We start from the raw sequence: 14694 nt of genomic DNA on the forward strand, positions 1-14694 counted from the left end.
TTATTACAAATCTTTTATCAGGGCTTATTGCGTATTCATTTTTTGACAAAAAACCATCACTTAACTTCCAATACGCATTGAATACTAATCAAATAACTATATTCGATTAATCGAACTCAGGTTATTAGCTAAAATAGCCTATAAATTTTAAAAGTAAACTTAGCAAGCCTTACTTTTGAACGAATTATTAGCCCAACAAAAAATGAACAAAACAAAAATTTCCACTCCTATTCAAGGTTGCATGACTTGGGGGAAATGGGGAGCCAATTTTGCTACAAAAGCCTATCAACAACAAATTGAAGTTTGTCTAGATTTAGGTGTTTCCACATTCGACCATGCCGATATTTATGGCGGTTACACTACAGAAGCTGAATTTGGAAAGGCTTTAGCTGAAATGAATTTGCAACGGGATTCTTTTCAATTGATTTCCAAATGTGGAATACAAATGGAAAATTTTAGAGAAAATGCAACAAAGCATTACCAATATGATGCAGCCTATATTTTGAAATCAGCGGAGCAGTCACTTCAAAACTTGCAAACGGATTATTTAGATGTGTTTTTGTTACACCGGCCGAGTCCGCTCATGCAAGTAACAGAAATTCAAAAAGCAGTTGCACAATTGCTTCAACAAGGGAAGATTAAAGGTTTTGGAGTTTCTAATTTCAATATTCAGCAAATGGCCTTGCTTCAAAAAGTAGTTTCTATTGATTATAACCAAATTCAAATTGCGTTAACCTATTCCGATAGTTTAACTAATGGATTGTTGGATTATATGCAAACCCATCAAATTCAGCCTATGGCCTGGAATCCGTTGGGGAGTTATTTTAAGTCTATAACTCCAAAATTGCAAAAGTCGGTACAGAAAATGGCAACAAAATATAAAGCTACCGAAGACCAAATCTTGTTAGCATGGTTACATAAACACCCAAGCCAAATTATTCCTGTTATGGGAACAACTAATTCAAACCGGGTTCAATCGGCTAAAGAATCAACCAAAATTCAGCTAGAATTACAAGATTGGTTTGTATTATGGGAAGCCGCTCGCGGGAAACAAGTGGATTAGTTAAACAGCAATCCATGTCAAATTGAGTGATTATTTATTTTGTCACCCAAAAGACAAAATAAATAATTGTATAGACGTTCATCACCAGGATCTCTATACAATTTTTGTTTGATTTTTTTTAAAAGATCAAACAGAAATCACTCGATCTGATAATAAACTAACTTTTAAGCGTCATTCATTATTAAATAAAATTTGCAAAATTTTCAGGGACTCGACCTGACATTCAACCTGATTTTAATAATTTTAAATCAGCAATTTTAAATCGAGAATCGTCAATCACATTAAGGTCTCGATACTTTTTTCCCTTCTTCACAGTCGGGGAAAACACTCGACCTGACATTTAATACGCTACCAAATCCAATACAGCTTTTTCTAGTTGATTTTTAGCTAAAAATTGTTGTTCTAAAGCAGCCGCAAATGGAACAGGAGTTGGTAAACTTCCTAGGCGTTTAATGGGTCCATCTAAATCTTCGAAACAGTTTTCGCTGATTAAGGCTGAAATATCAGACATGATTCCGCCAAAAATAGTGTCTTCTTGTAATAAGATTACTTTGCCCGTTTTACGTACACTTTCAAAAATAGCTTCTTCATCTAAAGGACATAAACTTCGTAAATCTAAAATATCCATTTGTATTTCTGGATGCTGTTCTGCCAACTCTAAAGCCCAATGTACACCGGCTCCATAGGTAATAAGGCTAAGTTGTATGCCGCTTTTTAGTAATTTGGCTTTTCCGATAGGTAAGGTGAAATAATCGGTGGGCACATATTCGCGAATGCTTCTATACAAGGCTTTGTGTTCGAAAAACAAAACCGGATTGGGGTCGTTGATGGCACTAGCGAGTAAACCTTTAGCATCACTTGGAAAAGCGGGATAAACCACTTTTAAACCTGGTGTTTTGGTAAACCAAGCTTCGTTAGTTTGCGAATGAAATGGACCTGCACCTACACCAGCGCCACAAGGCATTCGTAAAACTACATCTGCATTTTGATTCCAGCGATAATGTACCTTGGCTAAATAGTTTACAATGGGATTAAAACCAGAACTTACAAAATCGCCAAATTGCAATTCTACTACCGATTTGGTTTGATTAATCGATAAACCCATGGCTGCAGAAATTATTGCTGATTCGCAAATGGGTGTATTCCGAACACGTTCTTTTCCAAATTCTTCAATAAATCCTTCTGTTATTTTAAAAACGCCGCCATATTCTGCCACATCTTGCCCCATAATAACTAAATCCTTGTGCTTTTTCATGGATTGAAATAAGCCTTCCGAAATAGCATCAACAAAACGCAATTCTTTGGTTTCAGTATTGGGATTGATTTCTTCTTCATTAAAAACCTGATACACATCCTTAAGTTCAGTTTCCAGATTAGCTTCAATTGGAGCTTCATCAAAAGCCAATTTTAAATTTGCCTTGATTTCTTCCATAATTTCTTTCGAAATTTTTGCTTTCTTTTGCGGACTTAACATTTTCTTTTCTTCTAAAAAAGCTTCAAAGTTAGCAACCGGATCCTTTTCTTTCCAATATTGCATCAATTCATCGGGAACATATTTGGTGCCGCTGGCTTCTTCATGACCGCGACGCCGAAAGGTTTTAAATTCTAATAAAATAGGACGTGGGTTTTTCCGAACATCTTCTGCTAAAGCACTTACTTTTTCAAAAACTTCAATAATATTGTTGCCATCAATAATATGAGCTTCCATTCCGTAACCTTTTCCTTTATCGGCAATATGCTCGCAATTAAATTGCTCGTTAGTTGGAGTAGAGAGTCCGTAGCCATTGTTTTCTACACAAAACAAAACAGGCAATTGCCAAACCGAAGCAATGTTTAAGGCTTCATGAAAATCGCCTTCACTCGTGCCACCTTCTCCAGTAAAAACGGCGGTTATTTTTTGTTCTTTACGCAATTTATGCGCTAGTGCAATTCCGTCGGCAACGCCCAATTGTGGTCCCAAATGCGAAATCATCCCCACAATTTTGAATTCCTGTGTACCAAAATGAAAACTGCGGTCGCGGCCTTTGGTAAAGCCATTTGCTTTACCTTGCCATTGCGAAAACAAGCGATTCAACGGAATTTCTCGGGAAGTGAAGACCCCCAAATTACGATGCATAGGCAAGATATATTCATCTTTGTGCAAGGCTTTGGTAACGCCAACAGCGATGGCTTCTTGTCCAATTCCTGAAAACCATTTGGAAATTTTTCCTTGGCGGAGCAATACTAACATTTTGTTTTCTATTAGTCGAGGTTTTAGGATGGCTTGGTATAAATCGAGGTAATTTTCTTGGGTAAGTTGAGTTGATTCGAAATTCATAAAAGCATTTTAGAATGTATCAAAAATACATTAATTCCTGAAATTTTAAGTTGAATTGAATAGCAAACTATATCCTTTTCGTAACTGCTTAAAAAGCAGAGATTAATCCAAGCTAAAACTCCTGTTAATATTGAATAATTTAACCAATTAAGCATTTATTTTTGCTGGAATGGACTCATTAACACAAATTGTTCTTGGTGCAGCGGTTGGAGAAGCTGTTTTAGGGAAAAAAGTAGGAAATAAAGCTGCTTTGTACGGAGCAATTGCAGGAACAATACCCGATTTAGATGTAATAGCGGGTTATTTTGTAGACGAACTTACGGCTATAGAATGGCATCGGGGTTTTTCACATTCGGTTGTATTTGCAATGTTAGCCGCTCCGGTTTTTGGCAAACTGGTTTCTATTATAGAAACTAAGGCAAGTAGGAAAGATTGGACCAAATTGTTTTTTTGGGGCTTATTTACGCATCCTTTATTAGATGCATTTACCACTTGGGGAACTCAATTATTTTGGCCGCTTGATATTAATTTGGCCTTTAAAAGCATTTTTGTAATCGATCCTTTGTATACGTTACCTTTCTTAATTTTGTTAATCTTTGCTTTGCGATTGCCCAAAACTAGCTTTAAACGCAGGAAATTAAATACCATTGGTTTAATAATTAGTTCGTTGTATTTGATGTTAACTCTTGCTTTTAAAGGGATAGCTTATTATCAATTTACGAAGGCTTTAGACGAACAGCAGATTACTTACCAAGCTATACAAGTTCGCCCTTCTGCTTTTAATACTATTTTATGGAATGCCAATGTGAAGTTAGAAAATGAGTTTTTATTAGCAGATTATTCTTTTTTTGATTCGCAACCTATACAGTTTAGAAGTTTTGCTAAAAATGAAAATTTACTGGGACAATTTAAAAAACACCCCGATATTCTTAGACTGAAAAAAATTACCAAAGGTTGGTTTACCGTTTCAAAAACTGAGAAAAACCTAATTGTATTCAACGATTTGCGTTTTGGCCTACTAAGTGCTTCACCAACCGAAACCGATTTTGTTTTTGCGTATCAGCTTTTTAATGCAGATGCATCCCATTTAACAATTACAGAAACTCCAAAAACTAGAGGCGATGCACAAAAGTTGTTGGCTGACCTTTGGAGTAGAATATTAGGAAATTAGTTTATTTGGTAAATAAGTATACTTCGTGCGTAGGCTCTTCGTTTACTAAATATTTTAAAATGTAATATCCTTTTAATTTTTTAGGATCTTTAGCCGATAAAATTCCTTTTTCAATTTGCATGTTGTTGATGTAAACTACATAGTCACTGCTAAATCGCCAGCGTTCTAAATCTTGAAAATTAATTTCTGTTTTTAATTCTGGTTTTTTCACAAAATACAAATAGCCAGGTAACTTTTTAGCTTTTACCTGCTGTTGAAAAGTCATGCGTTGGTGAATATTTTCAACGTAGTTCAATTCAATTTTTCTAAAATAGCGTTCATCTTCATCTAAATTTTCCCAGCCATCAATTAAGGTATTGTATTGCTCAATCATTTCTTGCGTAACCGGGCCAGATTCACTAAAATTTGTAATTACACTGCGTTGCACATTGATAAATTGTATCGGAGTTTTTTGAATTTCAGCTTTAATTTTTTCAATAAACTCGTTAGTTGTGTTTGTGCTTACTTCAATATTTGCTGTATGTACATCTAAATCTTCTTGTTTGTAATTTTGTAATTTGTTGTTAATTATTATACCAAGACTATCTAATATTACAGCAGCATTATCGATCTGTATAGCCTGTTCGTTATCTACATTTATTTTGGTTAGGTTTTGCTCTAAACTATCGGTTTGTGCATTGCTAACTTGAAAGTTAAACAGACAAAATATAAAAAATGAAATAGAATAAATAAGTTTCATGATGTGTTTCTTAGACCTACAAAGTTAACAAATTAATTAGCTTATTTACTCAGCCTGTTTCCAATACTGTTTTATAAAGTTTGCATTTCGTTTTTTTAGACCATCTGCTAAAACTTTTACCGCCATTTCTTGATGATTTTTAGATTTATCTTGGCTCATTTTAAATCGGCCTTTTACTTCTAAAACTTCAATTTTAAAACCAAAAATATACTTTACTAAACTATGCAAGCGTTTTTCGTTTTGTGTTAATTGGTATGCCGCATCTTTGCCTTCTAATTGCGTTGTAAGTTGAATAATAGCATTTTTTAAAGCTTCATTTGAAATAGGCTTAAGCAAACCTTCTACTTCTACTTTACAATAATTGTATGTTGGCAATTCGTTGGTGGTAAAATGTGAAGGCGAAATATAATTTTCTGGTCCGTTGAAAATCAATTTCACTTTTTCACCTTCATTTAGCGTAGCAATTTGTGGATTTTGAATATCTAAATGCCCAATTAATTCGTTAGCATTTCCCCAAATAAAAGGTAAATACGATGTAAAAATTTCATCTTGCTGCGAAGTAATTAAATTTGCAAGGGGAAAATGATTAATGAGCTCGTGAATTAAATGCTCATTTTTTTCTATAAAGTGTGCTGCTGGATAATTCAAATCTAAGTTTTGAAACAAAAGTAATTTTTTTATATTTAACAAAACTTAATCAATGTCTTCATCATCAGCGTATTTTTCTATAAAAAATTGGTCGGAGAGCGATCGTCCTAGAGAAAAGTTGCTTTTAAAAGGAAAAGAAAATTTAAGCGATGCAGAGTTAGTTGCCATTTTAATTGGTTCGGGTAGCCGTAACGAAAGTGCTGTAAGTTTGTGTAAGCGAATTTTGAAAGATAATGCACACAAAATAAATTTATTAGCCAAGTTAGATGTGCAGCAGTTAATGCAATATAAAGGCATTGGTGAAGCAAAAGCCATTAGCATAGTTGCAGCCTTAGAATTGGGCAGAAGACGTCGCGGAGAAGAAGCCATCGAACAGCCTAAAATTAGTTCAAGTACAAGTGTTTTTGAAGTTATGCAACCCATTTTAGGCGATTTGCCCCATGAAGAATTTTGGATAATTCTATTAAATAATTCCAATAAAATAATACATAAGTTTGCTTTAAGTAAAGGCGGAATTACAGGTACTTTAGTCGATTTACGCTTGCTTTTTAAAAATGCTTTGGCTTTCGGTAGTGTAAGTTTAATTTTGGTGCACAACCACCCATCGGGAGCTTTACAACCCAGTCAAGCAGATGTAAAAATTACAAAGCAAATTAAAAATGGAGCTTCCACCTTAGATTTGAAACTACTAGACCATTTAATTGTAACCGATAGGAGTTATTACAGCTTTGCAGACGAGGGAGTTTTATAAATATATTCTTGTTTTAAATGCGTAAATTCGCCATTTAAGCAATTAAGTTTCATGGAAATTCTTGTTTTTACCAATCAGCGAACTTCGCGTAAACAATATTGTTTTAAGCAAGTATGCTATCAAATTTTAGGTTTTCGGGTTCGATTTACCACTAAAATTGAAGAGTTTATTTCGTATCAAGGCGTTAAATTTTCGTATGCAAAAAAACCACTTGGTCAAGAGTTGTTTGTTGAAGCGGCTGGTTTATTAGATGAAGAAGGTTTTGGTGATTTTGATATTAAAGTAGAAGATTGGAATTCTATTCCCTGTTTTTTTAAAGTTTCTAAAGAAAGCAGCATCCCATTTGATATTTTTTCAGCATCTTTTTATTTATTAGTTCGTTATGAAGAGTATTTGCCCTTTGTAAAAAATAAAGCTGGTGGTTTTCCTGTTGAAGAGAGTACAGCATTTAAATATAAATTTCTTCATCGGCCAGTAGTAGATTTATGGGCTTACCAGTTTTTAGAAGTTTTGCAAGAAAAATATCCCAATATCGAATTTCCACAATCAACCTATACGATTCAATTACAAGTGACTGTTCATGAAGCGTTTGCTTTTAGGTACAAAGGTTTATTAAGGCAACTTGTTGGTTTTTTTAAACAATTACTTTCGGGTAATTTACCACAAGCTTGGTTGCAGATTAAAACCCAATTGCGCTTGGTTAAAGATCCCTTAGATGTGTACGATAAAATTGTTCAATTAGCTAAAAAACATCAGTTTAATCTTAAAATGTTTTTTCAATTAAGCGACTTTTCTAAAGACAATAGAAATATAAACCATCATAAAACCCATTATCAGCACTTAATAAAATCGATGGGCGATTATTTTGAAACCGGACTTTTGCCAGGTAAAACAGCAATTTTTGAAGCTGAACAATTGCAAAAAGAGAAAAAACGTTGGAAAGAAATTGCTAAACAGGAAGTTAAACGGGTTTTAGTAAAAAAATTCCCCTTATCCTTTCCAGAGTCTTACATTAATTTCGAAAAAGCACTTATAAAAGAAGACTATTCTATGGGGTATGCAGATGAGCTTGGTTTTAGAGCAGGAAGTTGTACGCCTTTTTTATTTTATAACCTAAATGCAGAAGAAGTTACGCCATTAAAAATTCATCCTTTTGCTTTGCATAGTTCAATTTTAAGAAACAAACAAAGTCATGAAATTCAAGAAAAATTAACCAAAATTAAATCAGATTTACAGGCTGTTAATGGGAGTTTTAATCTTAATTTTGAAAATGAAGATTTCAAATCCGAACAATTTACAAAAACAAAAGAATTTATAATACAATTACATGCCACAGATTAAACATGTTTTTTTTGATTTAGACCATACTTTATGGGATTTTGAAAAAAATTCTGCTTTGAGTTTTGAGTCTATTTTTACAGAACATACAGTTCCTTTTTCTGTTGAAGAATTTTTGCATAACTACATACCGATTAATTTAAAATATTGGAAACGTTATCGCTTAAATGAAATTACCAAGGAAGAATTACGTTACCAACGTTTAAAAGAAGCTTTTGATAGTGTACAGTTTAAAGCTACCGATCATTTAATAAATACCATAGCCGAACTTTATATTTTGCGACTAAGCGAGCAAAAACATTTGTTTGATGGCAGCTTAGAAATTTTAAATTACTTAAAGGCCAAATACCATTTGCATATCATCACCAATGGTTTTGAAGAAGTACAATACAAAAAAATGTACAATTCTGGTATTTCAAATTATTTTTTAACCACTACCACTTCAGAAGATGTAATGCTTAAAAAGCCACATCCTAAAGTATTTCAGCACGCGCTTCAAAAGGCAAAAGCAACTACGCAAGAAAGCATAATGATTGGCGACAATTTAGAAGCCGATATTTTTGGTGCTTTAGATGTTGGTATGGATGCTATTTATTTTGGAAACGACACTACTTTTAAAGGAAAACGAGTTGAGCAATTACTAGAGTTAAAAAAATATTTATAATGAATATATTACGCTGTTTTGCGCTGTTTTGTATATTGAGTTTTTCTCAATTATCTGCACAGCAAGGTGTTTTTGAATACTTCGATTATTATGTTATTCCTACACAATACGAGTTTCAAACTAAGGAAAATGAATACCAAATCAATTCGCTTTTAAGGTATTTATTTAAAGAAGAAGGCTTTGATGTATTTATGGATAAAGAAACACTTCCAGAAGAATACAAAGCAAATGCTTGTAAAGGTTTAAGAGTAGATTTAGAAAAAGAGTTTGCAATTACGCATTATTACGTAACCATAAAACTATACGACTGCCAAAACAAAATTGTCTTGGGTAGCCGTGGAAAATCGAATAGCGAAAATTTAAAGACTGCGTATCAAGAAGCCATTCGTGAAGCTTTTTTAGCTATTGAAAAAGCTAATCTTAAAATTGATAATGCTAGTTTAAATACCAACACGGATCGATTAACTAAAGAAGAAAAACAAGCCTTATTTACCGCAGAAGTAAAACAGAAGAGCTCGGCGTACCAAGTGTTAGACAGTGTAGTTTATTTTTATAAAAACGGAAAAGAAATTGAAATATATAACCAAGATGTAAGCCAAGTCTTGGGCAAGTTAACTCCAATTGAAGCAAACATGTTTATTTATAATTCAGACGAGATTAATGGAGTGATGACCGAAAAAGAAAATGGAAACTTTGAATTAGAATACAGAGCGATTACTTCTAAGCAACCACAAATTTTGATTTATTCCTTGGTAGAAAAACCAGATTTGGACAAAAATTAAGATTTTACCCTTTTTTCATTTTGTTTTACAAAAGCATCCCAGCCTGTATAACTTTTTTGTGTGTTTGGTTTTCCAGAATTATAAAAATGACACACTGCAGCGGCCAATCCATCGGTAGAATCTAAATTTTTAGGTAAAGATTTAAGTCCAAGCATTTGTTGAAGCATCTTGGCAACTTGCTCCTTGCTGGCGTTTCCATTACCTGTAATAGCCATTTTAATTTTTTTAGGTAAATATTCTGTAATTGGGACTTGTCTAGATAAGCCGGCGGCCATAGCTACACCCTGCGCTCTACCAAGCTTTAACATTGACTGTACGTTTTTGCCAAAAAAAGGTGCTTCAATGGCAATCTCATCGGGATGATGTTCGTCGATAAGCTCTATAGTGCGCTCAAAAATTAATTTAAGCTTAGTGTAAGGATCGGTGTACTTTTTCAACATCAATTCATTTAGCTGTACAAACTCCATTTGTTTATTAATTATTTTAATAATGCCAAATCCCATGATGGTTGTGCCCGGGTCGATTCCTAAAATTATTTTTTCTGATGCCAACTGCCTAAATATTTGTTTATTTGTACATGTTTAATTTCAACAAATCTAAACAAAACTATAGACTACTAATTAAAGTTTTATTAGTAGTTATTAGCAGTGGGTATATATTTCATGTTATACGTCAAGAACAATCTAGTTTTTACATTGTTTTCGAACATTTTACAGCTGCCGATAAGCTCTATATTTTTTGTTTTATAGCTTTACTATTACTTTTTAGTATTTTGAACTGGTTTTTTGAAATTTTAAAATGGAAAACTTTAGTTACGCAGGTTTTTAAAATAACTTTTCAAACGGCAGCTTTGCAAACTCTAATATCGCATGCAGTTGGAGTTTTTACACCTAATAGGGTAGGAGATTTTGCTATGAAATTAAGTTTTTTTGAAACCAAATACCGCAAACGAATTTTAGGTTTAAATTTTTCAAATAATTTTATACAAATGCTGATCACTATTTTGTTTGGAGGTGTTGGCATTTTAATTTTACACCAAAAGATAATTAAGCTAGTAAATTTTCAATATGTTGAATGGTTTATAGGAGTTTTCTTTTTTTTAGTAGTTTTTGGATTATTCTTTAAAAAATACCTACATAAAACATATCATTCCATAAAGTTAAACCTACAATTAAACTGGAATACTTTTGTAAAAGTTGCATTTTTTTCATCCTTAAGGTATTTTATTTTTAGTCATCAATACTATTTGTTGGGTTGGTTTTTGGGTTGGGATATTGCTTATTTAAGCGCAATGCCTTACATATTTCTTATGTATTTTGTGGTTTCTTTTTTACCAAGCATATTTGTTTTAGACGCGGCGTTAAAAGCAGGAATTGGTATTTATCTGTTTGGTTTTTTAGGAGTTTCAACTTACGTTATTTTGGCAATTTCTGCTCTAATGTGGCTATTAAACTTTGCATTACCAGCGCTTTTAGGTAATTTTTTTATGCTTCGTTTTAATTACCGGTATACTTATCATAAACCTGTAACACTATAATTTTCATGTGGTTTATAAGCTTCATTTTTTTTATGTACTTGCTTAGCTTATTGGTTTTGCTTTTCAGTTTAATAAGCGTAAAAAACAATTTCGAATTATCAAAAACATCTCAAAAAAGATTTAGTATTGTTATTGCGTTTAGAAACGAAGAAGCTAATTTAAAAACCTTATTAACCAGTTTAGAAACATTGCATTATCCAGAAGCTTTGTTTGAAGTTGTGCTTGTTAATGATCATTCTACAGACGCTTCAATTGAAATTATAAAGCAGTTTACAAGTTTCAATAAAACTACTAAATTGCTTCACTTACCCGAAGCTAAATCGGGTAAAAAAGCGGCGATTCACCTTGGTATTCAACATGCTCAATTTGAATTTATACTTACTACCGATGCAGATTGTTTGGTGCATCAAGATTGGTTAAACACGTATAATGCTTATTTACAAGAAAACGATGTAGCAGCTGTAATTGGAGGAGTTGCTATTAGCAAAACCAATCGATTTTTAGAAAAATTTCAGTATTACGATTTTATGGCATTGCAAGCGGTTACCTTTGCCATGGCTAAACTTGGTCAACCTATTTTATGTAATGCTGCAAATTTTTGCTATCAAAAAAAAGTTTTTCATCAACTCGATGGCTTTGTTGGTAACGAAAATTTAGCTAGTGGCGATGATGTTTTTTTGCTTCAAAAAATGCGAAAGGCCAAATTAAAAATTGGTTATGTGTTGCAGCAAGAAAATTTAGTTTTAACCCGAGCTGAGACTACAACAAAAACCTTTATTCAGCAACGTAAACGTTGGTTCTATAAAACAAAACAAATTAGTTCTGTTTCTCAAAAATTTTTGAGTTTACTTTTATTGAGTACAAATTTTTCATTGCTATTTTTGATGATATTTAATTTTTTTTCAACAGCGTATTTTACGCTTTTTATTGCGTGCCTACTTATAAAAATTAGCATTGATTTTTTTCTTACATTTGAATTAGCAAAAAAAATGAAACTTCCATTTTGTGTAACAGATTTTTTAATAGCAAATTTGTTTTATCCAGTTGGAATTGTCTACTTTTTTGGATATTTATTAAATTCTAAATTTACATGGAAACAAAGAACATATCTTTAACCCAAAAAATTAGTGTAATTCTATTTTTTTTACTGCTTGGATTTTCTGGATTTTCTCAAAAAGAATATCAAGTTAATGGCGAATCTTTATTGCTTTACGTTGAAGAAGAAGGTGAGCTAAGTTTACTAACCGAACGTTCTACAAGAGATTATCGTTACTTTCTTAAAAAAGATGATCAACTTGTGGAGCTTACTAAAGAAAATTACCGTGAAAAAATCGATGAATATACAGCATCTATCGATTTAAATACCCGCAAACTCGACTTTACAAGGCGTGACTTGTCTATGATAGTTTTAAAATACAATTATGGAGGAGAAGATGCTATGGATTCGAAATCTAATGTGCATGTGCGTTTAGGTTTATGGGGTGGACAAAGTAATTTTATAATGTTTCGGTCAGAAGATGACAACCAAATACCATTTGCTGGAATTGAAGCAGAATTATACAGTGAAGAAGATTACCCTAGAAACTCCTTACTACTTCAGCTAAGAAAAAGTTTTCCTACCGATGATTTTGAATTAGATATTACTGAAATGATGATTGGTTACCGATTTAAAATTATCGATACCCGTATTTTTCACTTTTATGCAGAAGCAGAATTAATAAGCTTTGGTAGTTATGATGAAACCTTTTTGGAGTTAGATAATAATGATGTGCCCACCGAAATCAGTGAAAGTTATACGGCTTTAAACACGCCTTTAGGTATTGGCGCAGGTATGGCAATAAGGTTATTTAATGAAACTTTCCTTACGCTAAATTATTCAAATATTTACAAATTTGGAGAAGATACGCGAGATGATTTTTCGGTAGACTTACGCGCTGGTGTTAAGTTTCGTTTGTAATTTTTATAGGTAACACAAACTTGCAATGTACGGGTACGCCTTGTTTTTGTGCAGGATTTATTTCAGGAAGTTTTTTTGCTAAGAAATCGTTTAGTTGAAGCTTTAAATTTTCAACTGATGCTGCATTAGCATCCTTTACGGCTAAAACTGTTAAATTTCCTTGGTTGCTTACTTCTATTGTAAGTTCACAATAATGTTGATTAATTTCGTTTTCTTCCCAAAAAACAACCAATTTTTCATGTAATGTTTCAATAAAACAAGATTTGGTTACTGTTTTATTTTCAGAAGTTGTACAAGTTGTAAAATTGGGGTAAATGTCTACTTCGTGAAACGAAATGCCTTTCATTTCCTGTTCAATCAACTGCTCAACATCTTTTTTTTTCAATTGCTCTTTAGAGCAGGCTGAAAAAATTAAAGCAGCGATTAGCAAAAAATATAGTTTAGTATTCACGCTTCAAAAGTAATGAATTTTTAAAAAGTGAATTCTTTCTATAATCAGTCTTTTTTAGTTGAAGTGTTTCCAGTCATAAAAATTTCTTTTCGTAGTTCTTTAACTCGGTAATCTGCTAAATTATAATAATTCCCTTTTGGAAAATTATCCATATACAATTGGTAGGCATCGAGAATTTTTTGGTCATCGGCATAAAATCGGTCTTTAGCATTGGCCAAACCATAAGTGGCTTTTTCATGATTTGGATCTTCTTTAATGCATTGCGTAAACATACCAATGGCACGTTCGTAATCTTCCTTTTGTAAAAATACGGTAGCAAAAATATAATATTGCCTTGCTCGACTTACATCTTTTAAAGCAAAAGCTTGCGAAATATAAACTTGTGCTTTGTCTATTTCTCCGCAAAAAGTTGCTACTTCTGCAGCATCTTCTAATATGGTATAATCTGTGGGGTCTCTTTGTATATAAATTTCATAATGTTTTAAAGCTTCAGCATAAGCCCTAAGTTTTACATAAGCTTTCGCCAAACGTTTTTCAACAAAAAGCGGTACATCAGAGATTTTTTTCAGTTTTAAAAAGCTAGCAATGCTTTCTTCCCATTTTCCACGAGCATATAAAGCTTGACCTTGTATAGAAAGTAAACTCGCATTTTCTGGGTTAGACCATAAACCTTGAGAAGCAATGCGATTTGCCACTGCGTAATTTTTTTGTTTAAGCTCTTCTTTAGCCAACTCGTATACCACCAATAAATGATCTTTTTGTAAATCGTAAGCTTGGTATAAAGTTTTTTTGAAGTCTTCACTTCCTAATTTTTGTTTGGCTAAAGCAGATCGATATGCATATTCAGCATTTTTCGGATTTTCTGTTCGAAGATAGTTAAAAATAGAATCGGCTTGTTGAGCATTATTTTGTTGAAGCAGGAGTTTTCCGTAGGAATAATAATGCTGTAAAGCATCGCCTTCTGATAGATTTTTTTGATACACTTCACTTGCTTTTTTAGCATTTCCCACACCTAGATAAGCTTTAGCTACCAAAAATGTTTCTTTTTTATTAAGGTTTTTAGTTGAAGCATTAGCTATTTGAATCACCTTAGCAAATTCGCCTGCAGCCATTAAAGAATCTAAGCTTTTGGTTTGAGCTGTACTCATGTTTATAAGTAGTAAAATCAGTAATAAGTGAAGAATGTTTTTCATAGCATATTTATTAAAATTGTTTTTTACTGCAAAGCGCCCATACAATCAAAATCCTAAATCCCAAATCTGAAATCATAAATCAA

General features: G+C 32.7%; 15 protein-coding genes and 1 pseudogene. 10 read left to right on the forward strand and 6 right to left on the reverse strand.

The window, feature by feature from the left end:
• Together IEV63_RS13170 and IEV63_RS01210 are read left to right on the forward strand one after the other, a co-directional pair.
• Positions 1–110 (forward strand): annotated as a pseudogene (locus tag IEV63_RS13170) (IS982 family transposase); the annotation flags it as partial.
• A 92-nt stretch (positions 111–202) separates the two neighbouring features.
• Entirely contained in the window at positions 203–1063 is an 861-nt protein-coding gene (locus IEV63_RS01210) for an aldo/keto reductase (RefSeq protein WP_188404936.1), read from the forward strand.
• Positions 1064–1403: 340 nt separating this feature from the next.
• On the opposite strand, the gene IEV63_RS01215 is transcribed toward IEV63_RS01210, so the two are convergent.
• Positions 1404–3380: an alpha-ketoacid dehydrogenase subunit alpha/beta gene (locus tag IEV63_RS01215; RefSeq protein ID WP_188404937.1), complete on the reverse strand. Its 1977-nt coding sequence runs from the start codon at positions 3378–3380 to the stop codon at positions 1404–1406.
• Between the two features lie 169 nt (positions 3381–3549).
• Here IEV63_RS01215 and IEV63_RS01220 point away from each other — a divergent pair, with 169 nt between their 5' ends.
• The gene (locus IEV63_RS01220; RefSeq protein ID WP_188404938.1) at positions 3550–4551 is read left to right on the forward strand and encodes a metal-dependent hydrolase; all 1002 of its coding nucleotides are present in this window, start codon (positions 3550–3552) and stop codon (positions 4549–4551) included.
• A 1-nt stretch (position 4552) separates the two neighbouring features.
• On the opposite strand, the gene IEV63_RS01225 is transcribed toward IEV63_RS01220, so the two are convergent.
• Together IEV63_RS01225 and IEV63_RS01230 are read right to left on the reverse strand one after the other, a co-directional pair.
• Positions 4553–5290 carry a hypothetical protein gene (locus IEV63_RS01225; RefSeq protein ID WP_188404939.1) on the reverse strand — a complete coding sequence of 246 codons (738 nt, stop codon included), beginning with the start codon at positions 5288–5290 and terminating at the stop codon, positions 4553–4555.
• 45 nt (positions 5291–5335) lie between these two features.
• Positions 5336–5956 carry an FMN-binding negative transcriptional regulator gene (locus IEV63_RS01230; RefSeq protein ID WP_188404940.1) on the reverse strand — a complete coding sequence of 207 codons (621 nt, stop codon included), beginning with the start codon at positions 5954–5956 and terminating at the stop codon, positions 5336–5338.
• 34 nt (positions 5957–5990) lie between these two features.
• Between IEV63_RS01230 and radC the strand changes: the two genes are divergently transcribed.
• The 4 genes from radC to IEV63_RS01250 are packed head-to-tail and all read left to right on the forward strand — an operon-like array spanning position 5991 to position 9473.
• Positions 5991–6689, forward strand: a complete 699-nt coding sequence (radC, locus tag IEV63_RS01235; protein WP_188404941.1) for a RadC family protein — start codon at positions 5991–5993, stop codon at positions 6687–6689.
• 51 nt (positions 6690–6740) lie between these two features.
• On the forward strand, positions 6741–8030 hold the full coding sequence (locus IEV63_RS01240; RefSeq protein ID WP_188404942.1) for a polysaccharide deacetylase family protein: 1290 nt from the start codon (positions 6741–6743) through the stop codon (positions 8028–8030).
• Positions 8017–8691 carry a YjjG family noncanonical pyrimidine nucleotidase gene (locus IEV63_RS01245; protein WP_188404943.1) on the forward strand — a complete coding sequence of 225 codons (675 nt, stop codon included), beginning with the start codon at positions 8017–8019 and terminating at the stop codon, positions 8689–8691. Before IEV63_RS01240 ends, IEV63_RS01245 begins: the two co-directional genes overlap by 14 nt.
• Positions 8691–9473 carry a hypothetical protein gene (locus IEV63_RS01250; protein WP_188404944.1) on the forward strand — a complete coding sequence of 261 codons (783 nt, stop codon included), beginning with the start codon at positions 8691–8693 and terminating at the stop codon, positions 9471–9473. Before IEV63_RS01245 ends, IEV63_RS01250 begins: the two co-directional genes overlap by 1 nt.
• Here IEV63_RS01250 and ruvC read toward each other — a convergent pair.
• Positions 9470–10024: a crossover junction endodeoxyribonuclease RuvC gene (ruvC, locus tag IEV63_RS01255; protein ID WP_188404945.1), complete on the reverse strand. Its 555-nt coding sequence runs from the start codon at positions 10022–10024 to the stop codon at positions 9470–9472. The genes IEV63_RS01250 and ruvC overlap by 4 nt on opposite strands.
• Before the next feature lie 299 nt (positions 10025–10323).
• Between ruvC and IEV63_RS01260 the strand changes: the two genes are divergently transcribed.
• Genes IEV63_RS01260 through IEV63_RS01270 form a run of 3 tightly spaced genes read left to right on the forward strand, consistent with a single transcriptional unit; the run spans position 10324 to position 12967 of the window.
• Positions 10324–11010, forward strand: a complete 687-nt coding sequence (locus tag IEV63_RS01260; RefSeq protein ID WP_188404946.1) for a hypothetical protein — start codon at positions 10324–10326, stop codon at positions 11008–11010.
• A 32-nt stretch (positions 11011–11042) separates the two neighbouring features.
• Entirely contained in the window at positions 11043–12125 is a 1083-nt protein-coding gene (locus tag IEV63_RS01265) for a glycosyltransferase (protein ID WP_188404947.1), read from the forward strand.
• Positions 12101–12967, forward strand: a complete 867-nt coding sequence (locus IEV63_RS01270; RefSeq protein WP_188404948.1) for a hypothetical protein — start codon at positions 12101–12103, stop codon at positions 12965–12967. Before IEV63_RS01265 ends, IEV63_RS01270 begins: the two co-directional genes overlap by 25 nt.
• On the opposite strand, the gene IEV63_RS01275 is transcribed toward IEV63_RS01270, so the two are convergent.
• Both IEV63_RS01275 and IEV63_RS01280 read right to left on the reverse strand, forming a co-directional pair.
• A complete protein-coding gene (locus IEV63_RS01275) occupies positions 12951–13418 on the reverse strand; it encodes a hypothetical protein (protein WP_188404949.1) in 468 nt (155 codons plus the stop codon). The genes IEV63_RS01270 and IEV63_RS01275 overlap by 17 nt on opposite strands.
• Before the next feature lie 44 nt (positions 13419–13462).
• Positions 13463–14611: a tetratricopeptide repeat protein gene (locus IEV63_RS01280; protein WP_188404950.1), complete on the reverse strand. Its 1149-nt coding sequence runs from the start codon at positions 14609–14611 to the stop codon at positions 13463–13465.
• Between the last annotated feature and the right edge of the window lie 83 nt (positions 14612–14694).

It is taken from the genome of Psychroflexus salis, assembly GCF_014640175.1.
GTDB lineage: Bacteria > Bacteroidota > Bacteroidia > Flavobacteriales > Flavobacteriaceae > Psychroflexus > Psychroflexus salis.